18 protein-coding genes and 1 pseudogene are annotated in these 23,835 nt (G+C 59.7%); 6 read left to right on the top strand and 13 right to left on the bottom strand.

From position 1 onward, the window contains the following. The first annotated feature begins 191 nt into the window (after window positions 1–191). The 4 genes from N4R57_09570 (at window position 192) to N4R57_09555 (ending at window position 4,693) form a co-directional block, all read left to right on the top strand. Complete coding sequence (locus tag N4R57_09570) at window positions 192–965, top strand: 3-hydroxybutyrate dehydrogenase (GenBank protein ID UYV39224.1); 774 nt, start codon at window positions 192–194, stop codon at window positions 963–965. A gap of 36 nt (window positions 966–1,001) precedes the next feature. Then, window positions 1,002–2,006: a patatin-like phospholipase family protein gene (locus tag N4R57_09565; protein ID UYV39223.1), complete on the top strand. Its 1,005-nt coding sequence runs from the start codon at window positions 1,002–1,004 to the stop codon at window positions 2,004–2,006. A 74-nt stretch (window positions 2,007–2,080) separates the two neighbouring features. Further along, window positions 2,081–3,040: a GAF domain-containing protein gene (locus tag N4R57_09560; GenBank protein UYV39222.1), complete on the top strand. Its 960-nt coding sequence runs from the start codon at window positions 2,081–2,083 to the stop codon at window positions 3,038–3,040. Between the two features lie 129 nt (window positions 3,041–3,169). After that, window positions 3,170–4,693: an aldehyde dehydrogenase gene (locus N4R57_09555; GenBank protein UYV39221.1), complete on the top strand. Its 1,524-nt coding sequence runs from the start codon at window positions 3,170–3,172 to the stop codon at window positions 4,691–4,693. Between the two features lie 450 nt (window positions 4,694–5,143). Here the strand turns inward: N4R57_09555 and N4R57_09550 are convergent, their stop codons facing one another. From N4R57_09550 to N4R57_09535, 4 genes are all read right to left on the bottom strand, one after another. Further along, window positions 5,144–6,691 carry an amidohydrolase gene (locus tag N4R57_09550; GenBank protein ID UYV39220.1) on the bottom strand — a complete coding sequence of 516 codons (1,548 nt, stop codon included), beginning with the start codon at window positions 6,689–6,691 and terminating at the stop codon, window positions 5,144–5,146. A gap of 185 nt (window positions 6,692–6,876) precedes the next feature. Next, window positions 6,877–7,890, bottom strand: a complete 1,014-nt coding sequence (locus tag N4R57_09545; protein UYV39219.1) for a TAXI family TRAP transporter solute-binding subunit — start codon at window positions 7,888–7,890, stop codon at window positions 6,877–6,879. 18 nt (window positions 7,891–7,908) lie between these two features. Next, window positions 7,909–9,789, bottom strand: coding sequence for a TRAP transporter fused permease subunit (locus N4R57_09540; protein ID UYV39218.1), 1,881 nt, complete (start codon window positions 9,787–9,789; stop codon window positions 7,909–7,911). Further along, window positions 9,782–10,258, bottom strand: a complete 477-nt coding sequence (locus N4R57_09535) for a MarR family transcriptional regulator (GenBank protein ID UYV39217.1) — start codon at window positions 10,256–10,258, stop codon at window positions 9,782–9,784. Before N4R57_09535 ends, N4R57_09540 begins: the two co-directional genes overlap by 8 nt. A gap of 798 nt (window positions 10,259–11,056) precedes the next feature. Between N4R57_09535 and N4R57_09530 the strand changes: the two genes are divergently transcribed. Together N4R57_09530 and N4R57_09525 are read left to right on the top strand one after the other, a co-directional pair. Continuing rightward, a complete protein-coding gene (locus tag N4R57_09530) occupies window positions 11,057–11,788 on the top strand; it encodes a class I SAM-dependent methyltransferase (GenBank protein UYV39216.1) in 732 nt (243 codons plus the stop codon). A 370-nt stretch (window positions 11,789–12,158) separates the two neighbouring features. Then, window positions 12,159–12,617: a hypothetical protein gene (locus N4R57_09525; GenBank protein UYV39215.1), complete on the top strand. Its 459-nt coding sequence runs from the start codon at window positions 12,159–12,161 to the stop codon at window positions 12,615–12,617. A 166-nt stretch (window positions 12,618–12,783) separates the two neighbouring features. Here N4R57_09525 and N4R57_09520 read toward each other — a convergent pair whose 3' ends face one another. The 9 genes and pseudogenes from N4R57_09520 to N4R57_09480 form a co-directional block, all read right to left on the bottom strand. Then, a complete protein-coding gene (locus tag N4R57_09520; protein UYV39214.1) occupies window positions 12,784–14,298 on the bottom strand; it encodes a malonyl-CoA synthase in 1,515 nt (504 codons plus the stop codon). A gap of 4 nt (window positions 14,299–14,302) precedes the next feature. Then, window positions 14,303–15,561, bottom strand: a pseudogene (locus N4R57_09515) (malonyl-CoA decarboxylase). A 158-nt stretch (window positions 15,562–15,719) separates the two neighbouring features. Then, entirely contained in the window at window positions 15,720–17,111 is a 1,392-nt protein-coding gene (locus N4R57_09510) for an FAD-binding protein (protein UYV39213.1), read from the bottom strand. 64 nt (window positions 17,112–17,175) lie between these two features. Continuing rightward, entirely contained in the window at window positions 17,176–17,703 is a 528-nt protein-coding gene (locus tag N4R57_09505; protein ID UYV39212.1) for a TRAP transporter small permease subunit, read from the bottom strand. Window positions 17,704–17,757: 54 nt separating this feature from the next. Next, a complete protein-coding gene (locus tag N4R57_09500; GenBank protein ID UYV39211.1) occupies window positions 17,758–18,732 on the bottom strand; it encodes a TRAP transporter substrate-binding protein in 975 nt (324 codons plus the stop codon). Window positions 18,733–18,754: 22 nt separating this feature from the next. Continuing rightward, on the bottom strand, window positions 18,755–20,038 hold the full coding sequence (locus tag N4R57_09495) for a TRAP transporter large permease (GenBank protein ID UYV39210.1): 1,284 nt from the start codon (window positions 20,036–20,038) through the stop codon (window positions 18,755–18,757). 4 nt (window positions 20,039–20,042) lie between these two features. Continuing rightward, entirely contained in the window at window positions 20,043–21,554 is a 1,512-nt protein-coding gene (locus tag N4R57_09490; protein ID UYV39209.1) for an amidase, read from the bottom strand. Between the two features lie 135 nt (window positions 21,555–21,689). Then, window positions 21,690–22,595: a LysR family transcriptional regulator gene (locus N4R57_09485; protein ID UYV39208.1), complete on the bottom strand. Its 906-nt coding sequence runs from the start codon at window positions 22,593–22,595 to the stop codon at window positions 21,690–21,692. Window positions 22,596–22,973: 378 nt separating this feature from the next. Beyond that, a complete protein-coding gene (locus N4R57_09480) occupies window positions 22,974–23,762 on the bottom strand; it encodes a DUF502 domain-containing protein (GenBank protein ID UYV39207.1) in 789 nt (262 codons plus the stop codon). Between the last annotated feature and the right edge of the window lie 73 nt (window positions 23,763–23,835).

The following is a 23,835-nucleotide window of genomic DNA, read 5'->3' as shown; positions in this document are numbered from 1 at the left end:
AACTTAACGCCGGCTTCGTGCCGGCGTTTTTTTGGGCTGTAGCACGGTGGTGATAACCGGGCCAGCGGCAAACCCCCAAGGCTATCTATGGTGCGGCGGCCTGCGGCCTCTAATACGGCCATGTGACTTCCCCCGTGACCTTCCGCGCCACGCCTCCTACTATGCTGCAAACGCAGCAAAAGGATGCCATCATGATTCTCAAGGACAAGACCGCCGTCATCACTGGCTCGAACTCCGGCATCGGCCTTGGGGTCGCACGCGAGCTGGCCCGCGCCGGGGCCAATGTGGTGCTGAACTCCTTCACCGATCGCGACGAAGACCATGCGCTCGCCGAAGAGATCGCCAAAGACTTCAATGTCACCGCCCGCTATATCAAGGCCGACATGTCAAAGGCCGAAGACTGCCGCGCCCTGATCGAACAGGCCGGCACTTGCGATATCCTCGTCAACAATGCGGGCATCCAATACGTTGCGCCGATTGATGAATTCCCGACCGAAAAATGGGACGCGATCATCGCGATCAACATGTCATCGGCCTTTCACACCACCGCCGCCGCGCTGCCGATGATGCGCCGCGCCGGATGGGGCAGGGTGGTCAACATCGCTTCGGCCCACGGCCTTACCGCTTCGCCGTTCAAATCGGCCTATATCGCGGCCAAACACGGGGTGGTGGGCCTGTCCAAAACCACCGCGCTGGAAACCGCGCAAGAGCCGATCACCTGCAACGCCATTTGCCCCGGCTATGTGCTCACCCCTCTGGTCGAGGCCCAGATCCCCGACACCATGAAGGAATACAACATGAGCCGCGAAGACGTGGTTAAAAACGTCATGCTTGAGCGCCAGCCAAGCCGCGAATTCGCCACCACCGAACAAATCGGCGGGACAACTGTGTTCCTCTGCTCGCCAGCAGCGGATCAGATCACCGGCACCACCATAAGCGTCGATGGCGGCTGGACCGCGCTCTAGGCGTTCCGCCTCCCAAACCGACCAAAGGAGCACTGCATGATTCGTATCAACCTCGCGCTGCAAGGCGGCGGTGCCCATGGCGCGTTCACTTGGGGGGTGCTTGACCGTCTGCTGCAAGAGCCGGACATCGAAATCTCTGGCATATCCGGCACCTCTGCCGGGGCGCTTAACGGTGCGGCGCTGAAATCCGGCTGGCTGTCGGGGGGCGCTCAGGGCGCGCGCGACAATCTCGACTGGCTCTGGAGCCAGATGGGCGCGCTCTCCAATCCCGAGCTCGCGGACTGGTTCCAAGGCATGACCGCGCATTTCGATGCGGTGATGGAGGCGCCTTGGCCGATGGCGATTTTTGACGCCGCCGCGCGGCTCACCACGCCCTATGCCTTTGGTCCATTTTACCAAAACCCGCTGCGCCCAGTGGTCGAGGCGTTTCACTATGACAAGGTCTGTGCCGCCTCCGGCCCGGCGTTGTTTGTTGGCTCAACAAACGTCAAAAGCGGCAAAATCCGCATCTTTGAACAAGCCGAAATCAGCACCGACGCGCTGCTCGCCTCCGCCTGCCTGCCGACCCTGTTTCAGGCGGTCGAAATCGCGGGCGAGCATTACTGGGATGGCGGTTACTCCGGCAATCCAGCGCTGTTTCCACTGTTCGAGGCGGATTTGCCGGATGACATCGTGGTGATCAACATCAATCCGCTCTACCGCGACGACATCCCGAAAACGCCGCAACAGATCCAGAACCGCATCAACGAGATCAGCTTCAATTCCTCGCTCCTGCGCGAATTGCGCGCGATCCGCTTTGCCCAACGGTTGCTGTCCAAAGGCGCGGTGCCCAAAGGCGTGTTGAAAGACGTCAAAGTCCATATGATCGCCGACGATGACTTGATGAATGACCTCTCGGTCAGCACCAAGCTGATGCCCAATCCTTTGGTGCTCGCCCGCTTGAAAAAGGCCGGGCAGGCGGCTGCGGAACGGTTTCTCGACGCCCATAAATCCGATCTGGGCAAGCGCGGCACCATAGATCTGCAAGAGGCGCTCGGCTGATTTCGCGCAATAATCTTGCGTTTGAGGTGGGTGTTTTGTAGGAAAGCACAAGCCAACCACCGGACAACGCCCCCATGCCCCGCAAGCCGACCCATGCCGACAAGGTGCTTGAAACCGCGCAAAGCCCTTCGGCGGCGGCGCGGTCTCGCATCGCGGCAAGCTGGCATCGCTCGGCCATGAAACACGGGCTTGACCCGGATGAACACCGCGCCCCTGAGCTTATCGAGCAAAGTGCGCTGCATCACCGCCGCGCCGCGATCGAGAAGTTCATGACCGTCGCCGCGCCCCGCCTCGACACGCTGTTTTCGCTGGTCGGGCAATCGGGCTGCGCCGTGTTCCTCACCGACAAGGAAGGCGTCGTGCTGGATCAGCGTATCTCGGACGCCGATGCGCCGGTCTTTGCCGATTGGGGCCTGACCATCGGCGCCGATTGGAGCGAAGAGCGCGAAGGCACCAATGGCATCGGCACCAGCCTCGCTGAAGAGCGCAGCCTCATCATCCATCAGGACGAACATTTCTACGCCCGCAACACCGCGATGAGCTGTATCGACGCGCCAATCTATGGCCCCGACGGGCGCATCATGGCCGCGCTCGATGTTTCCTCGGCCCGCGCCGATCAGACCGAAGGCTTCAACCGCCTGATCTCGGCCCAGGTCGCCCAGACCGCCCGCGCGATTGAGGAGGCGAACTTTCGCGCCGCCTTCACCTCGGCCCGCATCGTTGTCGCCGAAAGCGACGACGCCGAGGCCGCAACCCTTCTGGCTATCGACAGCGACGATCTGGTGATCGGCGCCACCCGCGAGGCGCGCCGCGTTTTTGGCATGGACCGCACCGGCACGCTCAAGGCCCGCCCCGCCGCCGACATCCTTGGCCGGGGCGAGGGGCCGACCGGCTTTGAAAAGGCCGAACGCGCCGCCGTTGTGCGCGCGCTTGCCCGCGCCAACGGCAATGTCTCCGCCGCCGCCCGTGGTCTCGGCATTGGCCGCGCCACGCTCTACCGGCGCATGAAACGCCTCGGGCTCGACGAAAGCTGAGCCAACCTGTCTCACTCCTGAGACACATTCCCCCAACCACCGATTGCGCCCCCGGTGACAGGCGCATGCCCCTGCGTCACCCTCTGCTCAATCCGGGTGGAGGGGCCGGTGCTTATTGGAGGAACCCCTATGAACGACATGACTCAAACCGAGGCCGGCACCTATACGTCGCCGTTCAAGCTGCGCTATGACAACTATATCGGTGGCGCATTCGTGCCCCCCGTGAACGGGCGCTATTTTGAAAACGTCACCCCCATCACCGGCGCGATGATCAACGAAGTGCCCCGCTCGGACGCCGCCGATGTTGAACTCGCGCTCGACGCCGCGCACGCCGCCGAAGAGGCGTGGGGCAAAACACCCGCCGCCGAACGCTCCAACATCGTGCTGAAAATCGCCGACCGGATCGAGGAAAACCTCGAACTGCTGGCACAGGCCGAAACATGGGACAACGGCAAGCCGATCCGCGAAACCATGGCCGCCGACATCCCGCTCGCCGCCGATCACTTCCGCTATTTCGCCGGTGTTCTGCGCGCGCAAGAAGGCAACATGTCGGAAATCGACGCCGACACCGTGGCCTATCACTTCCAAGAACCGCTTGGCGTCGTCGGACAGATCATCCCGTGGAACTTCTCGATCCTCATGGCGGCGTGGAAGCTGGCTCCGGCGCTTGCGGCGGGCAATTGCATCGTCATGAAACCGGCCGAGCAAACCCCCGCTGCGATCATGGTTCTGGCCGAACTGATTAACGATTTGCTCCCCGCGGGCGTGCTCAACATCGTCAACGGCTATGGCGGAGAGGTCGGCGCAGCGCTGGCCACGTCCAACCGGATCGCCAAAATCGCCTTCACCGGCTCCACCGAAACGGGCCGCAAGATCATGCAGGCGGCAACTGAAAACCTGATCCCGGTGACGCTCGAACTGGGCGGCAAATCGCCCAACATCTTCTTCTCCGATGTGATGGCCAAGGATGACGCCTTTCTCGACAAGGCGGTCGAAGGCTTCGTGCTCTTTGCCTTTAACCAAGGCGAAGTCTGCACCTGTCCCAGTCGCGCATTGGTACAGGAAGACATCTATGACGAATTCATCGCCCGCTGCATCGAACGCGTAAAAGCCATCAAGCACGGCGATCCGCGCGACCCCGAAACCATGGTCGGCGCACAGGCCAGCCAAGAGCAGCAAGAGAAAATCCTCAGCTATCTCACCATCGGGCGCGAAGAGGGGGCCGAAGTGCTCGTCGGCGGTGACGCTGCACATTTCAACGGCGAATTGGCCGGCGGGAACTATATCCAGCCGACCATCCTCAAAGGCCACAACAAGATGCGCGTCTTTCAGGAGGAAATCTTCGGCCCGGTTGTCTCCGTCACCACCTTCAAGGACGAGGCCGAAGCGCTCGCCATCGCCAATGACACGATGTACGGCCTCGGCGCCGGTGTCTGGTCGCGCGATGCCAACACCTGCTACCGCTTTGGCCGCGCCATCGAAGCCGGACGCGTCTGGGTCAACAACTACCACGCATACCCGGCGCATGCGGCCTTTGGCGGCTACAAGCAATCGGGCATCGGGCGCGAGAACCACAAGATGATGCTGGATCACTACCAGCAGACCAAGAATATCCTGATGAGCTACAACCCCAACAAGCTGGGCTTTTTCTAAAGCGTTTCGCCTCATTGTTCCCTTGCAACGATGAGGCGAAACACGCGGCCCCCCGCGATGTTGTGGGTGTTTCGAACCCAACTTGATGTCTCAAGTTCACCCCGAAACGCTTCAGGATACCGTCTCTCCCCGTCGGGCGGTGTTCACCTATGCCCCGCCCGACGCCCCCGCTGCATGAGGCAGCGGGGGCATTTTGCGCGTGCGGGTGAATCCCTTGAATGGCCCTGACTGGTCGCCCCAGAGCGGGCGTACGTAACAACGGCGCGCAATGGCGGACGTGCAACCCTCGCCACCGGTCGCGACAGAGCGCCTGAGACCACGGCAGAAGTGGTCAGCCTCCAAATGCACAAGAAGACCGTTTCCAACGCTTCCGCCTGTAATCTCTGTTCCGTCGATACAGAATGTGGAGCGGCCTAACCGGCGCAACCAGCCCGTAATGCAAACCGCAAGCTAGGCCGCGAAAACGGTATTCCCTTTCCAAATGGTTTCCTGCACTTGGATAGCGCCGATTTGCTCCGGCGAAAGCTCTCTGATGTCATCAGACAGCACAATAAAGTCTGCCCAAGCGCCGGGTGCGAGAACTGAGGTTTCGCCTTCAAGCCCCAATGCGCGTGCGGAATTTGTAGTGAAAAGCCCAAGCGCTTGCTCAAGTCCGATAGCCTGTGAGGCGTTCATACTCCCGCTGAAAGCACCTGTCGGGTCTTGCCTGTTCAGCATGCCAGCCAGCCCGCTCCACGGGTCTGCATCCGGCGCGCTCGCGGGCCAATCCGTTGCAAAGACAACTTCAGCTCCGGCATCCAGCAGGTCACGAATGCGATGCAGTTTGCGCATTTGCTCCGCGCTCAAAACCGCCAGCTGTGCCGGGGTCGCAGCATTTGGCATCCATAGTTTCGGCGAGACTTCGGCAACTGCGCCAAGCGATGCAAACCGTGGCAGGTCTTCGTCGCTTACAAACGCTGAATGGGCGATCTCATGTCGCAAACCCGAAGCGCCGTTTGCGCGGCGTGCGGCTTCGATTGCATCCAGCCCTTTGCGGATCGCGTTGTCACCGACCGCGTGCATCTTGACGACATAGCCGTGGCGATCAAGCTCTGTCACCTTGGCGTTCAACTCGTCTGGAGACATCAACAGCGTTTCGTCAGGGTCGTGTTGTGTCGGGTCATACCCCTCGGCCGGTTGATAGGGATCACTGAAAGACGCCGTATGTGCCGGCGCAACCCCATCCAGAAACAGTTTCGCGTAAGAAAGCTTCAGGTCAGACCGCTCATAGCGCGCGCGCAGGGTGTTGATCTTGTCAATCCCGACCATCCCCACCGTCAGCGGGGAATAGGCCGTGATATGGGCGGCGCCATGAAGGCTCCAGCGGCCCTCATCACAGGCCCGCGCATAGGCTTCGAGCGTCTCTTCATCCGCACTTGGCTCCTTGAAACCAGTATAGCCGAGACTGTTGAGGTAGGTGACCGCATAGTCGCAGGCTTCGCGCAGCTGTTGCGGCGTTTCCTTATAGCTCTCGCGCATCGCGGCACAGGCAGCTTCGGCCAGAAAACCCGTCAGCTTACCGTCAGGGCCCTTTTCGATAACGCCGCCGGCAATAGCAGGCGTGGTCTCGTCATAGCCTACGATCTCCAAGGCACGGCTGTTGCACCAAATCGCATGCAGGCTGGTATCAACCAGCGCGACAGGGTGCTCCGGCGCCAGCGCATCAAGCCATTCCCGCGGTGTCATCCCCAGATCGTCACGCATCTGATAGCGCCACGGGCCGCCGCTGATCCATGCGCCCTTGTCTGTGTCAGCGGCTTTCTGGCGCACCGCATCAGCAAGCTGCCCGGTTGTGGCCGTATAGCCGACATAGATCTGAAACAGATCACGGCAAGCCCCCATAAGCGCATGGGTGTGTGACTCGATCAATCCGGGCATCACAAAGCGACCAGCAAGCGACACGCGCTTGGTGTCTGGCCCCGCAAAAGCCTCGATGTCATGGGCCGCACCGCAGGCCAACACATGCCCCCCGCAACCGCCATCGCTTGCGCTTGCGGGTTGCGCGGGTCCAGCGTCATGATGGTGCCGCCTTCAAATATCGTGTCTGCTTTCGCTCGCATGTCGCGGCCCTTCCGGTCTGTTCATAAAGTGCTTTCGGGGGCCACCCGTGTGATGCCCCCGAAAAACGTCTGCGTGCTTTGGGCTCAGTCTTGCGAGCCGAAGGTCGTTGCTTCGGGAATTGTCCAACCCATTTCGCGATAGTAGCGTTCGGCACCGGGGTGCAGACGCCCAGCGATAAGTTGAAGCGCAGAGTCCTTGCGAATGGTCGATGGCATCCAGATCGCTGTTTCGTGGATTTCGCCGAGGTTTTCCCAGATCGCTTTGGTGACCTGATAAACGACTTCCTCGTCGACATGCATGCCAGCGGAAAAGTTGACCACGGCCCCATGCGTGCGCGCATCGCCACCCACCTGATTGCTGCCGTATGTGTCGCCGGGAATGACGTTGAGCGTGCCACCCGAGGGGATGTTCACAGTCAGCTTGTCAGTGTTCGCGTCAATGATGCGAATCTTCTTGGTAAGCGCAAACTGCTGGATCGCCGGGCTAGGGACGTTTGTCGGCAAAACGATGACGTCGATTTTGTCATCCTGAAACGCCTGAATTGCGGCATCAAACCCATAGGTTTGAACATCCATTTCATCAGCGGTCACACCGCCCATCTCTTTGATTGCGCGCAGCACAACACGTTTCGCAGCGCCACCGGGAGGGCCTGCAAAGATGGTGCGACCTTTGAAGTCTTCCAGCTTTTCAATGCCCGAATCCGCGCGCGTCACATAATGATACGGGCCGATCTGGTAGGAGAAAATCATCCCGACATTCTTTTCCAGCTCAGGCGCATTCTTCATTTTCTTGAACGGGCCCAGATTATCGGCCATCAACCAGTTGATGGTGGATGAACCAAACAGGAAATCTACCTTTCCCTTGCCGGCATCAACCATGTGTTTGGTCGCCGCACCCGTGGCCTGAATTTGGAATTCCACGCCATCGACATGACCATTCACGACTTTCGCAATGGCTGTGTTAACCACAAAGGGCGACATGCCCGGCGCGGTTGACGTGACTTTATAAAGCTCGGCCATCGCCGCACCCGCTGGCAGCGTGAGCGCCAGCATTGCAGCAAGGGTCAGACCTTTGGTTTTGGTAAGTAATTTACTCATTTTATAGTTCTCCCTGAGTTAAACTGTGAGTGTTTTCGGTTTTGGTGAAAGGAGCCCGACAGCCAGCGTCGCCACCACTGCATATCCCCAGAACATCATCATCGGCATCATCGCAGCCGCCCCGACGACAAGCCGCAACAGGCGTTGCCCTCCGCCGAGCTTGCCCAGTCGCGGATCGGCGCCGCCAAAGGCCGTCGCCAGCATCCAGACCGCAGCCACCAGACGCAGCAGCGTGCAGCCCAGCTCAACCCAGCTGAAGCCGTCAGCGACCAAAAGCAGCGAGGGCGAGAAGACAAACATATAAGGCACCAGCAGGCCGATCACCGAAATTCGCAGCGCAACAAACGATGTCTTAAGCGGGTTGCCCCCCGCAATCGGCGCGGCGACATAACAGCCATAGGCTATCGGTGGCACGATCGAGGAATAGACCGCAAAGTAGAGCACGAACATATGCGCCGCGATGGGCTCGACACCGGCTTTGATGATCGCCGGTGCGATCATGATCGCGATGATCAGATAAGCCGGCAGCGTCGGCAGACCCATGCCAAGGATCAGCGCGCCAAACATCGCCAGCACCAACGCAAGGATCAGGCTGCTTTCGCCCGCCGACGCAATCGAGGTTGCAAAGCGGATGGCAACGCCGGTTTCATTGACCACGGCCAGCACGATCCCGATGACGCCGACCGCCAACATAATCTGCGCCGCGCTCACGCCACCATCAGCAAGCGCCGAGACGATGCGTTTGGGTTCGCGGCGGAAATCAGGGTTAAGGATCAGCCCCATAATGATCGCGGTGATCAGCCCGTAAAGACCCGCCATTGCAGGACTTTTGCCAGCAATAAACGCAACCATCAGAGCGCCGATGGGCACAAAAACCAACGCTGAATTCAACCAGTCGCGCGCAGTGATTGTGGGGATCTGGTCTTCTGGCAGGTTCTTGATATCGAGACGCACAGCCTCGGTATAGACTTGGGCGAACAGGCCAAAGTATTTGAACAACGCCGGCAATGCCGCCGCCGCCATGACCATGACAAACGGCATGCCCACAAGATCGGCCATGACAAAAACAGCCGCCGCCATGATCGGCGGTGTCAGCTGTCCGCCGGACGAAGCCGCCGTTTCAACGGCCCCCGCAAAGTTGGCGGAAAAGCCCTGCCTCTTGATCATCGGAATGGTGAACACGCCCGTGCCCGCAATATTGGCGGCGACGCTGCCGCTCATCATGCCAAAGATCGCCGAGGCAACAATCGCCGCATGCGCCGCCCCGCCGCGAATACGCGCCGTAAGCGCGGTGCTCAAATGGATGAGACTGTCACCCGCACCGGTGCGCTCGAGAATGGCACCAAAGATCAGAAAGATCAGAACATTGTCAGCCACCAGCCCCGTCACACGGCCAAACACACCGTCAAACGAGTACCAGCCGATTTGAAGAAACCCCGAGAGTTCCATGCCGAAATGCTCTAGAATTCCCGGCAGATAGGGGCCCGCAAAACCGAAAGCAATGAAGACCGCCGCCATGATCGCAAGCGACGGACCCCATGCTCGGATCGACAGCACAACAATCGCCAACATGCCGGCGAGGCCCGCAACAATATTGTCCGGCGTCGCGGTGTAAAACCCGGTGTATAGCTCTTCCTTGACGCGGAAAAACCAGATCGCCGAATAAAGAAACGCAGCCATCAAACCAAGATCGATGGCCCAGCCGAACTTGCCCGTTTTCCCCTTGTTAGAGGTCAAAGCAACAATCGCGATGCTGACCGCCATAACCCCAAAGCGGGCGTTCGCTTCGTTCAGAACGAAGAAGGCGATGACCATGACGATGGTCAGCGAGAAAACGACGGCAAGCGCGCGCCCCGCAAATTGGAAAGGATTCTGTCTTGTCTGATTTCCATCAATCATCGGCATATTCCTTGGTTTTGATGAGAGCCGCATTTGAGGCGATCAGGACATCGAGCAAGCGGTTGAACTCCGCCTGTTCCTCGGCCGTGAGAGCCGAGGCCATTGCCTTGTTGCGATTGTCAGTAAAAGCGATGCAAGCGCGGTGTAATGCCCGCCCTTCGTCAGTCAAAAACAGCTCGGCCTGACGTTTGTCCGAGGCACATACCTGACTTCGAACAAGCCCGCGCGAGCGCAGCGCTTTCACCACTCTGCTCAGCAAACCACGATCCATCAGCAGCGTGTCGCGCAACGCCCGCGTCGTCGCCGGGTTGCCTTCTGCGACCAGCCCCAGAACCCGCCATTCCGACAGGCTCACACCAAATTCGCGGCGAAAGTGCTTTGATCCCAGATATTCATTGATTGAAGCAAAACGCGAAACACGAAAGCTCATCGCGTCGGTCAGGTGTCGAATTTGTAATTCATCAGTCAATGGTCCGCCTCCTGACAGCAAGCTTGAGAATAACCGTTGATAAAGTCAACGAATTTCTCCGCCGCCGGTTTGGCGTCCGCTACAGATCAAGACAGTCCGCGTGCTTGCCGACGGTGTTGGAAAAGAGCAGTCCAGCGGGACAGACAGTTTCGTTAAAGGCATGATTCCGCACCAGAAACCGGCGCTCGGAATGCTCGGAAAACAACAGCCCTTTTCCCGCTTCCAGCCTTACCAAATGGGCCGAAAACAATCGCGCGCTAGCCCTCTCGACCGCTCAAAATCTGGGCAGAATCGGTCCCCTTGGGCTCTCACTCGACCTTCTCCGCACGCGCTCATGAACATGCAAAGCTGAGATGCCAAAGAATATTTGGGCCATCCGCCTGCCTCCCGAACGCGCAGAGAATCATCGCGATCTGGCGCTTTTCATCTTGGCCTCACGCAAATGGACAGCACCGTTCGATACCATGATGTCGAACTTGAAGATGCATTGGCCTTCACCAGACCGGTCATTCCTCCATCGCACGGCATTTTCGGTGGGCGAAGGTCGGCAGAGCGGACGTTCCTGCCTGTCACGAGGGCGGTCAAATTGACATTTTTCGTGCCGCGGACAATCCTGCCCGCATGGTTGAGAAGGACATCCACATAGTCGCCCGATCGGCCGGTATCCCTTTGGCGGGATGCCGGGATGACAATCACGCGACCTGACCACGCCGATTGACAACCTCGGCCTCGCCCTTTTGGACGAGGCGTTTTGGCGTGCAAATCGCGCCTCGTCCTCCTCTTTCTCTGGAGACATACATGGCACAGAATATCTACGACGATCCCGATTTCTTCGCTGGCTACAGCCAGCTTCCCCGGCAGGTGCATGGGCTCGATGGTGCGCCGGAATGGCCCGCAATCCGCGCGTTGCTGCCAGACGTCACTGGCAAGAGCGTGGCCGATCTGGGCTGCGGTTTCGGTTGGGCATCCCGCTGGTTCCGCGAGAACGGCGCGGCTTCGGTTCTGGGGCTTGATCTGTCTCAGAACATGATTGACCGTGCCCGCGGCGACACTGACGATGCCGCCATCGACTATCGCATTGCCGATCTCGACACACTCGACCTTCCGCAAGCCGCGTTCGATCTGGTCTATAGTGCGCTGACCTTCCACTACGTGCAGGATTTCGGGCGGTTGATGCGGTCGATCCACAGCGCCCTGACGCCCGGCGGCGATCTGGTCTTCATCATAGAGCACCCGATCTTCATGGCCGCGACCCATCCGCAATGGATCAAGGACGAGGACGGTCGCAAGACCTGGCCGGTCAATGGCTATTCGATGGAGGGCGAACGCCGCACCGATTGGTTTGCAGAGGGCGTGCTAAAGCATCACCGGACGCTGGCGACCACGGTCAACACCCTGCTCGACGCGGGTTTTGCGCTCCGCCGGATCGAGGAATTTGCACCGACGCCGGATCAGATCGCGTCGATGCCGGAGCTGGCCGAAGAGAAAGAACGGCCAATGATGCTGATGGTTTCGGCATACAAGAGCTGACTTGGTGCCGCCCGTGCCTCGGCTCGCCGGGCGGCATACCAACGCATGGTATGAAAGGCTCGCTGCGGCCACGCGGCGGCGCAGAGATCCGCTCGGGCGAGCGAATGTTCGACCCGATCTGCAGCCCGCCATATCGTTACACAAAATGTTGAGTGTCCGTCAGATCAAGTTATTTGAGTGATCACTCCAGAATGGATAGATGACGGTCGAAGGCAAAGTGTCCGTGCATAAACCTTCCAAGCCTATGCAGGCCGTCACCGTTTAGAAGGGGGCGGGCGCATAGGTTTGGACTGATCGCCTATCAAACTTGCCGCACCTTACGTCTGACATCCCTCGCGATATTCGCTCCAAACAGAAAGAACACAACGCAATGCGCACCAAAAGCACACTCAGAAATCTGGCACTCGCCGGGTTGGCGGGCGAAGTTTCATTCGAGATCTACGCATGGCTGATCTCGCCGATACTGTTTGGCGTCGCTCTTGCTCCCGCCAACTTGGTTGTCGCCCTCATAAATATTGCCTTCGGGGTTACCGTGCCCCATTGGGCCGGCTTTCTCCTGCACTTCGCGATCGGGGCCCTCGGGTTTGCGGGGGTCGTATGGGTGACACATCTGGTTTCCCGGACCAATCTTATCCTTTCAGGTGCAATTGCCGGGCTAACTCTCTGGTTCATAGCGCAGGGCCTCCTGGCCCCGGTCGTCGGGCGCACATTCATGATGGGTTTCGGCACTTACACGCAGTCTTCCTTTATTGGTCATGTCGGGATGACCACGCTTATGGGCTATCTCATGGTCAAGCTGCAAAAAAGGCAGGTCCATACAGAGGCCTGAGCGCGGGCCGCTTTATCCCGCCTAGCAGACGCGGCAAGCCAAACACCCTTGATGATGTGCCGGAGCATCACTTCCGGGTCGATGAAGTCCATGAAGACTGCATTTCCGGGATCGCGCTCTCAATCCCGTTCATGGATGCTAACGGGCATTCACCGGGCGGGGGCGGTCAGGTCTCGAACATTCCTTTGAATTGGTCTCGCAGGATGTTCTTTTGAACCTTGCCCATCGTGTTTCGTGGAAGTTGCGTGCGCACGACCAGTTTGCGGGGGAGTTTGAAACTGGCCAATGAGTGGCGTGCGGCTGCCAATATCTTATCAATATCTGGCGACGCGTCATCCTTCGGCACGATCACGCCCAGCACCGTCTCGCCGAAATCCGGATGGGGAACACCGATCACGGCGCTCTCCAGCACGCCGGGTTGATCGTCCAGCAACAGTTCAACTTCCTTTGGGTATATGTTGTAGCCGCCGGAGATAATCAGGTCCTTGTTGCGGCCAACGATGTGCACATAGCCATCTTCGTCGATCTCGCCCAAGTCGCCTGTGATGAAGAACCCATCGTCCCGCAACTCGGCCGCTGTTTTCTCCGGCATCTGCCAGTACCCTTTAAAGACATTCGGCCCGCGCACCTCGATCTGACCGACTTGACCATGCGGCAGGCTCTCGCCTGTGTCGGGGGCGGTGATCTTGAGCTCGACGCCCGGCAATGGAAAGCCAACCGTTCCCGCGCGGCGTTCGCCGTCATAGGGATTGGAGGTGTTCATATTGGTTTCCGTCATGCCATAGCGTTCAAGAATGCGGTGGCCGCTGCGCTCTTCGAACTGACTATGGGTCTCGGCCAGAAGCGGCGCGGAGCCGGACACAAACAGGCGCATATGCGACGCCAGCTCGCGGTTGAAACGGGGGTCGTTTAGAAGGCGGGTATAGAAGGTTGGCACGCCCATCATGGTTGTCGCGTCCGGCATCCGGGTGATGATCTGATCAAGGTCGAATTTTGGCATGAAGATCATGCTGCCACCGGCGGCCAATGTGACGTTTGTGGCGACGAACAGCCCATGGGTGTGGAAGATCGGTAGCGCGTGAAGCAGAACGTCGTTCGCTGTGAAGCGCCATTCCCGCGCCAGAGTGCACGCATTCGACAGCAGGTTGTTGTGCGTCAGCATGGCGCCTTTGGAGCGCCCGGTGGTGCCTGATGTGTAGAGAAAAGCCGCCAGATCCTCGCCGTCGCGCTCCACGGTGGCAAAGCTCTCTGGCAGGGCTCCGGCCTTGTCCATGAGGGTGCCGCTGCCATCGGCATTCAGGGTCTCGATCTTGGCGCCAAGGGTGTCTGCCAGTCTCCCCAGAGATTGTTCGCTTTTCGTGTCGCAAACAATCAGAGATGCGCCACTGTTCTCGATGAAATAGCTCAGCTCTTCGACCGTATAGGCCGTGTTGAGCGGCAAGAAGACCAAGCCTGCCTGAGCGCAGGCCGCATAAAGCGCCAAGGCTTGCGCCGATTTCTCGACCTGAACCGCCACGCGGTCGCCGGGCTTAAGGCCAATCGCGACCATCCTATGGGCGATCTGCGCGCTCATTTTCACAAAGCGATCATGGGTGATGACCTGACCGTCCGTAAGATACAAAAACGGCGTGGTCTTGCCAGCGTGGGCACCGAACAGGGCGTCGTATAACGGGTTCGCCATGGCGTTACCTTTCGCGTATCGGATCGAGGTCTGCGGATTTGGCCAGCGCATTGACCTCCGGCTTGGCGATCACGGCGCGAGAGGTTTCAAAGGCCTCGTGGTTTTCGGCAACGCGAGACAGGTCGTAGAGATAATTGACCATGGCACCGCCGGATTGGGCCACCCCCTGTTGCGAGGTGTCGGCCGCTGCATGAACGGCGTGAACGACCGCTCCATTGCCAAGGTGAAAGCGCGCAACCGGATCGAAGGGCGCACCGCCGCGACCTTTGGCATTCAGAAGATAATGCGCCGCCATCGCGCGCATTTTCTCGGGGTATCCTGAGTGGGCATTTCAAGGCCTTCCTGCGTGGCCCATGCGGCAAGGCCGGGAATGGGTGAGAGGGTCACGAAAGTCTTGATTCCGGGCAGCTCCGAGGACAGATCAGACGCCACCTGCTTGATCAACGAATTCCCGAAGGAAATGCTGCCCAGCCCCTTTTGGCAGTTCGAGATCGAGTAGAACACCGCCGTGTCGGCGTCATCCGCCGATATCGGCGTGCGGTCCTCGGTCAGAAGGGTCTGAATTGTGCTTGGAACGCCCTTGGTCATGGCCACTTCAACAAAAATCAGCGGCTCATCAGGCATGGAAGGGTGGAAAAAGGCAAAGCAACGCCTGTCGTCGGGCTTGAGCCTGCGACGAAGATCATCCCAAGAGGCGATTTCATGAACGGCCTCGTAGGCAATGATCTTTTCGAGGATATGCGCCGGGCTTTCCCAACTGATCGGGCGAAGCACAAGGAAACCTCGGTTGAACCAAGACGCGAAGAGATGGCGGAAGTCGAGGTCGAGCGCTGCAAGCTGAGGCTCCTGCGCGCCCAAACGCAAGAGTTCGGCCCGAAGGCGCACCAGTTGGCCGGTCGCTCCGGGCACCCGGTTCAGTCGGCGTATCAATTCCTGCCTACGCGGCTCGGCTGCTGTCACGAACGCGCGATAGGTCTGTTTCGATGGGTCGCGTTCATAGGCATCGAGCGTGCTGCGCACGCTTTCGGGGTCAATATCCAGAGCGGTTGCGATGTGGCGGAAAAACTCAAGTTTCTGTTGATCGGTCAGAGTTTCGAAACGCGACAGGATCTCGCCAGCGAGCGCGAGGCCAGACATTTCGCCGGCAGTGCCCACCAGTTCTTCGGCCAATTCCACCAGCGAACGGTTGCCAATTTGACCTGACGCCGCAGTCTTGTAGCGCCGCTCAAACACAGTCGATAAAAGATCGGCTAACAGTGTCATTCAAAGACCTCCCTAAATGGAATTGCGCTGCTTTTTCATGTCATTACGCAGTTGTAATCGGTCCGTAACCCTCTGGCCCACACGCCGCGTCCGGGCCGTATTTCACCCCGCGCCCAAGGCCCAAGCGCATCACCCGGTTGCCCTAAACACTGGCCCGGTTAGACATCGGGAATGTCGACCATCTTGCCCGAATTCATGATGTTATTCGGATCAACCGCGCGCTTCAATGTCGCCATGAGCGCATAGGCTGCGCCGTGTTCTTCCTCCATATAACGCTTCTTGCCTGTGCCCACACCATGCTCGCCCGTGACCGTCCCGCCGAACGACAGTGCGAGGTAGTTGACCTCTGAAGCAAGCGCCTTGGCCCGTTCGAGTTCAGCGGGATCGCTCGGGTCGATCAGGATCATGAGGTGAAAATTCCCGTCGCCCACATGACCTACGATCGGGGCGATCATGCCGGACTTGGCGATCATTTCTTTAGAGCGCGAGATGCAGTCGGCGAGAGCCGAGATCGGCACGCAGCAATCGGTGATCAGACCTTCGCAGCCTTTGCGCAGCGATTTCCCGGCGTAGTAGGCGTTGTGTCGTGCCGTCCACAGGCGGTTGCGATCTTCTGCTCTGGTTGCCCGCCGAAAGTCCGCTGCACCGAATTCGTCTCCGACGCTTTGGAACATCTCGACCTGCTCCTTCACGCTGGCGTCTGAGCCGTGAAATTCGAGGAACAGATGCGGTTTTTCGGGCAGGTTCAGATCGGGGTTGAAGATGTTCATCCCCTGCATCTGGACCTCGTCCAGAAGTTCGATCCTTGCCATCGGGATGCCCATCTGAATCGCCATGATCACCGCGTTCACGGCATCATCTACGGTTTCAAACGAACAGGTCGCGGCCAGGATCGTATCGGGCTGGCCGAACAGGCGCACCGTCAGCTTGGTGATGATCCCAAGCGTGCCTTCGGAACCGACGAACAGATGTGTCAGGTCATAGCCAGCCGAGGATTTGCGCGCCCGCGATCCGGTCTCGATGATGGTGCCATCAGGGAGCACAACCTCGAGCGCCAGCACGTTTTCGCGCATGGTACCATAGCGCACGGTGTTGGTGCCCGACGCGCGGGTGGCGGCCATTCCGCCCAGCGTTGCATCCGCACCGGGATCGACCGTGAACATCAGCCCTGTCGCGCGCAGCTCATCATTGAGTTGCGTCCGCGAGACGCCGGGCTGCACAACGGCGTCCAGATCGCTTTCATGGATTTCAAGGATCCTGTTCATGCGGCTGGTGTCCACGCTGATCCCGCCGTGGATCGGGATGACGTGACCCTCAAGCGATGTGCCGATGCCGAAGGGGACGACCGGAACCCTATGGCGCGAACATATCTTCATGATCGCCGAGACGTCTTGGGTGGTTTCGGGAAAGGCGACCGCATCCGGCAAGGCAGGCTGGGAGTAGGCCTCGTCCCGGCCATGCATTTCCAGAATTGACTCGCCGGTCGACAGGCGCTCGCCCAACAGGTCTTTCAGGTCAGAGATGGCTTGAGCGGTCGTGTCCGTGGTCATGGAAAGGGCCTCGGGAGGTTGGTGGAGAATGGTTTGGGGCTGGCTGGCGCGGGGCAGGGCGCTCTCAGTCCAGTTGCGTGTTGGCGCTGTCTGTCGCGTCGTCGCCTGCCCATCGGGCGGCCAGATGCAGCAGGATGATGATCATGGCAATCGGCACCGACATGGAAATCCACACCATCGGGATTCCGAGGGTGTCGGCGGTCAGCCCCGATTGGCGCGCCAGATAGCCTTTGGCAAAGCTGCCCCGCAGGCCGATGAAGCAGAAATAGACGACCGGCAGAACGAAGGTCAAAACCGCTGCGCTGTGAACCGCATCGGCAAGGAACCCCAGCAGATGAGGGCGCTGCGGTGCGACGCTCTGCATCAGCACCGCATCCGAGCGTGTCTTGAACGATAGCGTCGCGCCCAGAAGTCCGGTCCAGACCATGGCATAGCGGGCCACGTCTTCGGTCCAGACCGGGGGCGCGGAGAAGACATAGCGGGCAATGATCTGCAACACGACAGTCAGAAACATCAGGCAGACGGCGAAAACGGCAGCCCCACGTGCGACGCGGTGAACGCTGTTGCTGGCTGTGATGATGGCATTGCGCATGTGTCGTCTCCTGCTAAAAGTGCCGGGCCTTGTCAAAGGCCCGGCGGTTGTGGATCAGCGGTTGGCGTCGGACAGGTCGGTCCAGACTTTCACGTCTTCCGACGGCATCAGGCCGGAGTCATAGACCGGCTTGGACGCCTCGCGGAACACCGCGCGCTCTTCCGCGCTTAGGCGTTGAACGGTCACGCCCTTTTCCTCCAAGGCGGCGAGGCCGCGCTCGGAGGCTTCTGCCAGCCATGCGCGGGCCGCTGCATCAGCGGTTTTGACGGCGCTGTCCACGGTGGCGCGGTCGGTCTCGGACAGGCCTTCGTACCAGCTCTTGGAGACGAGGACCGCGCGCATCGGGATGATAACGCCGGCATCCGAGAAGTTCTTGACGAAGTCGGTCTGGCCGAACATCACCGGCACGAAGGGCGAGTTCAGATACCCGTCGATCACGCCGGTTTGCAGGCCGGACGGCACTTCGCCCCAAGGCACGATGGTGCCGCTTGATCCCCAAGCCTTGTACATGGCGATCTGCGCATCATCGAGCGCGCGCATCCGCAGGTCTGCCATGTCAGCAGGCGAACGAACCGCCGCCTTGGTGGTGATGATGCCCGAAAGCGGCCCGAGCGGCGCCAGCGCCAGCACGACGACATCCTGATTGGCCAGTTTTTCATTGACGCGGTCAAAGACCTTGCCCGCTTGCAGCACGCGGTCCATGTGCTCGACATCATCGAAGATATAGGGGAGGCGGACGCCATAGATGAACGGGTCAACCTGAGCGATTGCGCGCACATCCGACAGCGACACTTCGAGCAGCCCGGTCGACACTTGGTCGAACTTCTCGGCTTCGTTGCCGACGGCGCCGCGCGGCAGTTCGCGAACGTCCATCCCAGCTTTGGTCAGGGCCGCCCCAAAAGCATGCGCCCAGTTGTAAGAGCCGCTGGTGTCGAGGTTCGGCGCGCTGTCTAGGGCGATCTTGACTTCCGCGCTGACCGCGCTGGACATCGCCAGCAATGCCGCCAGTGAGAGTGCCTTGAGTTTCATGATTGTCTCCTCCGTTAGAAATCTAGTTGACTGAAAAGCCGAGCAGGCGTGGTAAAGTAAGGGTAATCGCGGGCCAGTAGACCAGCGCCATCAGCAGCAGGGCCTGCACGACGATAAAGGGCAGCGCGGCATAGGCCAGCCGCCAGTAGTTGAGGTTTGTCAGCGCCGAGACGACCACGAGGCATTTGCCCAGCGGCGGCGTAATCAGCCCGACACACAGGTTAAAGCACAGCACGATGCCAAGCTGGATTGGGCTGATGCCCTGTTCCAGCGCTTGCGGCGCGAACAGCGGAATGAGCAATGTCAGGGCCACGGGCGTGTCCATGAACATCCCGGCAATCAGGAAGATCGCGACGAGGAAGAACAGGTATTTCGTGCCGGTCAGCCCGAAAGACCCGACCCAATCCGCCAGAGCGCTGGACCATCCGAGCTGCCCCGCCAAGTAGCCAAGCACCGAGATCGCAGCGAGGATGATAAAGATCGTGCCGGTCATCTTGGCGGTTGCTTCGACCGCGTCAAAGATCATGCGCAGGCTCAGCCCTTTGTAATACTGCCCCGCCACAAGGGCGACCACGACAGCCACGGCTGACCCTTCGGTCGGAGTTGCCAAGCCAAAGACCAATGCCCCGAGGATCACCACCGGCAGGCACAGCGCCGGAGCGGCGTTGAGCAGGCTGGGCAGGAACGGCGGCAGGTCGTCGGACTTGCCGCCCGGGTGCCCTTTGACCGTGGCGATAATGGCATTCAGCGCCATCAAGGACGCGGCCAGCAGCAGGCCCGGTATCACACCCGCGATAAACAAGGCGGCCACCGATGCACCGGTCAACCCGCCATAGATGATCATAATGATCGAGGGCGGAATAATTGGCCCGATCATTGACGAGGCCGCAGTGATGGCTCCTGCGTAATAGGGGTCATAACCGCGCGCCTTCATCTCTGGCACAAAGGTGCGGGACAAGGCGGCGCTATCCGCGATGGCCGAGCCCGAGATACCGGCAAAGAACACGCTGGTCAGGATGTTGACGTGGCCCAGCCCGCCCTTGAAGCGGCCGACGATGGACATGGCAAAGTCGATCAGGCTTCGGGTGACACCGGCGCGGCCCATGATCTCGGCTGTCAGGATAAACAGCGGCATCGCCATGAAGGCGAAGACGTCGAGCTGCGCAAAGATGCGTTGCGGCAGGATCGACAGGAACTGGCTCTTGTCGAGCACCACAAACGTCACGACCGAAACGGCACCCATCAAATAGGCGAAGGCCGTGCCGCTGATCAGCAGAATGATGAAGAGGATGGGGATCAGATACATCGTGCTACACCGCCGTTCGCATAGAAGCCGTCCCGGACCCGCCAGCACCGAGGATGGGCGGATGGGTGACGATCGAGCGCAGGTCGATGTCGGAGGGTGCAAGGCCCGCCATATCGGGACGGGGCCGCGCCGTTTCCGGGTCCGCCGCAAAGAAGGTCTCGATCGCTTTGGAGGCGGCAAGCAGCGTTTCATCACCGCGCACCGGGCCCAACATCTGCAACCCGAAAGGCATGCCCTGAGGATCACGCCCACAGGGCAGCGTGATCGCCGGACCACCGGAGAGCGAGCCGCGATAGGTAAGCGCCAGCCAGCGATAATAGATGTCCGAGCTCTGGCCATCAATGTCGGTGGCGTGGCCTTGGGTCCAGGGGAACGGAGAGACCGGCGCAGTGGGGAGAAGGATGACATCGACGTCCTGCATCACCGCATTGAACCGGCGCAGGATGCGCGTCTGTTCGGCATGCGCCCAGGCCCGGTCAGCCAGCGACATGGACAGGCCCAATTCGACATTGGTGGCGATATCAGCGCCGAAGGCATCGGGATCGGATTTAAGCACCTCGCCGAAGGCCGACACAAAGCTTTCGGCGCGCAGGATGTCAAAGCAACGGTCCATGTCACCAAGCGCCAAATCGACCGCGCGGCAATCCCTAACATGCGGCGCGATTTTCTCGACACGCGCCCGCAAGGTCGCCCGAATAGCAGGATCCACCGGCGCACCGCCAAAGTCCTCGCTAAAGCCTATGCGCAGGGTTTCAAGGCGCGTTTCAGGCAGGGTTACAAAGCGGTCCGGTGCCCCGCGGGATGACAGGGGATCGTCCTTATGAAACGCTTGGCAGACCTGCAGCATCAAAATCATGTCGTCCATTGTGCGCGCCATCGGGCCAAGCACCGAAATGCCCGACCATCCCAATGGCCGCGTCGGATGCGCGATGACGTCAACCGAGGGTCGATATCCTACGATCCCGCAGAGCGCCGCCGGCAATCTGAGAGACCCGCCCGTGTCCGACCCCGTGCAAAGCGGCAGAAGGTCTGCCGCCAAGGCCGCCGCCGAGCCGCCCGAAGAACCGCCAGCGATCAGGTTGGCATCAAACGGATTTCCCGTCGCACCCCAGACCGGGTTGCGGCTGTTGCCGCCAGCACCGCATTCGGGAACATTGGTTTTGGCCAGAATGATCGCACCCGCGTCGCGCAGCCGCGCCACCATGGGCAGATCTGCCTGCGGACAGTTCGCCCGCATCCGAGGGCTGCCATGGGTGGTAAGCAACCCTTCGGTGTCTTGCAGGTCTTTCACACCCACCGGCAAACCGTCGAGCGGCCCCTTGGGCGCTCCGGCCCGCCATCTGGCTGTTGCCTGAACCGCTTCGCTAACAGCGCGTTCGGCATCAATCGCGGTGAGGGCGTTTATCTTTGGATTGACCTGCGAAATCCGCTCGAGACACCCCGCCAGATAGTCGCTGGGGGTCAGACTGTGGTCCGCAAAGCGTTGCAGCACCTGCCGGGCAGACAGGGCCATCATTGTGTCCCCTCTCATGCGCCGACCTGAGCCGGCGCGAACACGATCGAACTTACCATCGCTTTTCCTCCCAGAAACGATTTAAGTTAAGATAAAGCGGGTTTGTTGCAAAAAATATTGAAAGATTAGCCTGCAACCTTAACCAAATGGAATGGTATTCAGGTCTTCGGTCGCCTTTTCCAGACATTTCAAGAAGAACGTCAGCGTGGGATTGGTGCTGATCTGTTCGCTGCGCCAGAAGCAACGCGCTTCGGACAGAAGGCCGCGGGTGTCCAATGGAAGCGAAACAATATCGCCGCGTGCCGCATGGGCCTGAGCCAGCCGTTGCGGCATGAGCGTTAGCGCGGGGATCGCCTTGAGCAGAGCGAGGTTCAACGTCAGCGAAAGGGAGGCAATCGTATTGCCCGGCGGGCTCAGCCCGTATTCGGCAAAAAGCGCATCAATCGCGCGCCGCGCCACCGAATTGGCCTGAGGCAGTATCCACGGGAACTCGACCAGATCGCTCCAGTCCAGCTCGGACCGATTTGCAAGACTATGCGTGCGGCCAGCCACAACAACCACCGGTTCGGCAAAAAGGCTTAGCTGGTCTATGCCGGGCAATTCCTGAGGCTGCCAAATCCGCGCAATCAGCACATCAAGCGCGCCCGTCTCCAGCTCGGGAAGCAGTTCGACAAAATGTCCTTCTTTGATCGAAATATTGGCCTGCGGCGTGCTGCTTTTGAACAGCGCAATGGTCGCGGGCAAAAGGGTTGGCGCAACCGAGCTGACAACCCCGACCGAGACCGACCCCGCAACCCCGCTCGCCATGGCCTCGATATCGAAGGCGGCCCGATCAAGCTGATTGAGTGCCTGCTTGGCGTGATCCGCCAGCCGCTGCCCGATCGAGGTTAAAAACAACCGGTTCCGGTCGCGCGTCACAATAGGCGCCCCGACGATCCTCTCCAAATCCGCAATCTGTTTGGACACAGCGGGCTGGGTAACGTTGAGCGCTTCGGACACCCGCGCCACCAGTTTCAGGTCGGACAGGGCAGCAATGACGCGCAAGTGGCGGAGCGTTATTGCTTTCTGGAAATCATTGTTTGAAATAGCCGCTACTCGCTAGATATGGGTGACTGGATGACACCCCTTACCACAGAACCCGCGCACAGATCGATATCAGGAAGGGCCGTTGTTTAGGGCTGTGAGGCGTGAACTCGTGGAAAGGCGGCACCACTCAGGCATGTCAAATCTGGGCCATGTTGCCCTGCGCGGGGCCTTTCATCTGCGATAGCGGACTTTAGCTGCGGCACAGAAGATCAACAAAGTTGGGCTCATCTGAGACCTTCGCCGCGCCTTATTTAAAGGTCTGCTCTAGAGAGGGGCCTGAAATGCAAGGCCAAGGTTTCGGCGTTCTACCCATGCGGAAGCAAAGCTCAGCCCCGGTTACTCCGCCGCATCCTGCGTGGCATCCTTGGGCGCATTCGCAGGCTCTCCCACCGGAACGCTCGGGTCTTTCGGGTTCGGGTAAACCAGCCCCGCCGAAATCACCAGCTTGGCAGAATCCTCAACCCCCATATCCAGCTCGATCACCGAATGGCGCGGAACGAACAGCAAAAACCCCGACGTCGGGTTCGGCGTGGTCGGCAGGAAGACGGATATAATATCCTCATCGACCGGAATACGCTTGTCGATTTCGCCCTTGGCCTTGGTCGACACGAACGCAATCGCCCAAATCCCCTTGCGCGGATATTCCACCAGACAGGCCTTGTCGAACTTTGCCTCGTTCGAGGTGGCAAACACCGTTTCGGCGATCTGTTTGATCCCGTTATAGAGCGAGCGCACAACCGGCATCCGCTCAACCAGCCCTTCACCCCAGGCCAGAAAACTGCGCCCGATCAGACCTTTGGTGATCCAGCCGACAAAGACCGTGAACATCAGGAACAGCACAACACCGACACCGCGGATGTTGATATGCACCTCTTCCGCGCCAAACAGCCATATGAACCAGCTCGCATCGCCAAACCAGCGATTGATCAGCGCGTCAGGGTGGTATTTCCCCGGCACAAACGGCAGCACCCAACTGTCGATCCAGCCGACAAACGCCCAGATCAGCCAGATTGTGATCGCAATCGGCACGACCACAACCAAACCGGCAAGGAAATTATTCCTCACCCCGGCAAAGGGGCGAAACCGCTTTTTATTTGTGTCGTCGTCGTCCTGTCGCTTGCTCATTTCTGGCGGAAATCCTCGGCTGGTTCTCTGTCACATAGGGAGTTTCAAGCAGCACGGCAATCTTTGCACCGCT

It is taken from the genome of Rhodobacteraceae bacterium D3-12 (genome assembly GCA_025916135.1).
Taxonomy (GTDB): domain Bacteria; phylum Pseudomonadota; class Alphaproteobacteria; order Rhodobacterales; family Rhodobacteraceae; genus JAKGBX01.
This window is presented reverse-complemented; position numbering and strand designations above follow the sequence as displayed.

What these genes read in the sequence shown, in the direction of transcription:
- N4R57_09520 (UYV39214.1), bottom strand. Translation starts at nt 14,298, where the DNA reads ATGGCGAACCCGTTATACGACGCCCTGTTCGGTGCCCACGCTGGCAAG.
- N4R57_09530 (UYV39216.1), top strand. Translation starts at nt 11,057, where the DNA reads ATGGCACAGAATATCTACGACGATCCCGATTTCTTCGCTGGCTACAGC.
- N4R57_09490 (UYV39209.1), bottom strand. Translation starts at nt 21,554, where the DNA reads ATGATGGCCCTGTCTGCCCGGCAGGTGCTGCAACGCTTTGCGGACCAC.
- N4R57_09560 (UYV39222.1), top strand. Translation starts at nt 2,081, where the DNA reads ATGCCCCGCAAGCCGACCCATGCCGACAAGGTGCTTGAAACCGCGCAA.
- N4R57_09480 (UYV39207.1), bottom strand. Translation starts at nt 23,762, where the DNA reads ATGAGCAAGCGACAGGACGACGACGACACAAATAAAAAGCGGTTTCGC.
- N4R57_09500 (UYV39211.1), bottom strand. Translation starts at nt 18,732, where the DNA reads ATGAAACTCAAGGCACTCTCACTGGCGGCATTGCTGGCGATGTCCAGC.
- N4R57_09565 (UYV39223.1), top strand. Translation starts at nt 1,002, where the DNA reads ATGATTCGTATCAACCTCGCGCTGCAAGGCGGCGGTGCCCATGGCGCG.
- N4R57_09495 (UYV39210.1), bottom strand. Translation starts at nt 20,038, where the DNA reads ATGTATCTGATCCCCATCCTCTTCATCATTCTGCTGATCAGCGGCACG.
- N4R57_09505 (UYV39212.1), bottom strand. Translation starts at nt 17,703, where the DNA reads ATGCGCAATGCCATCATCACAGCCAGCAACAGCGTTCACCGCGTCGCA.
- N4R57_09510 (UYV39213.1), bottom strand. Translation starts at nt 17,111, where the DNA reads ATGACCACGGACACGACCGCTCAAGCCATCTCTGACCTGAAAGACCTG.
- N4R57_09545 (UYV39219.1), bottom strand. Translation starts at nt 7,890, where the DNA reads ATGAGTAAATTACTTACCAAAACCAAAGGTCTGACCCTTGCTGCAATG.
- N4R57_09555 (UYV39221.1), top strand. Translation starts at nt 3,170, where the DNA reads ATGAACGACATGACTCAAACCGAGGCCGGCACCTATACGTCGCCGTTC.
- N4R57_09570 (UYV39224.1), top strand. Translation starts at nt 192, where the DNA reads ATGATTCTCAAGGACAAGACCGCCGTCATCACTGGCTCGAACTCCGGC.
- N4R57_09525 (UYV39215.1), top strand. Translation starts at nt 12,159, where the DNA reads ATGCGCACCAAAAGCACACTCAGAAATCTGGCACTCGCCGGGTTGGCG.
- N4R57_09540 (UYV39218.1), bottom strand. Translation starts at nt 9,789, where the DNA reads ATGATTGATGGAAATCAGACAAGACAGAATCCTTTCCAATTTGCGGGG.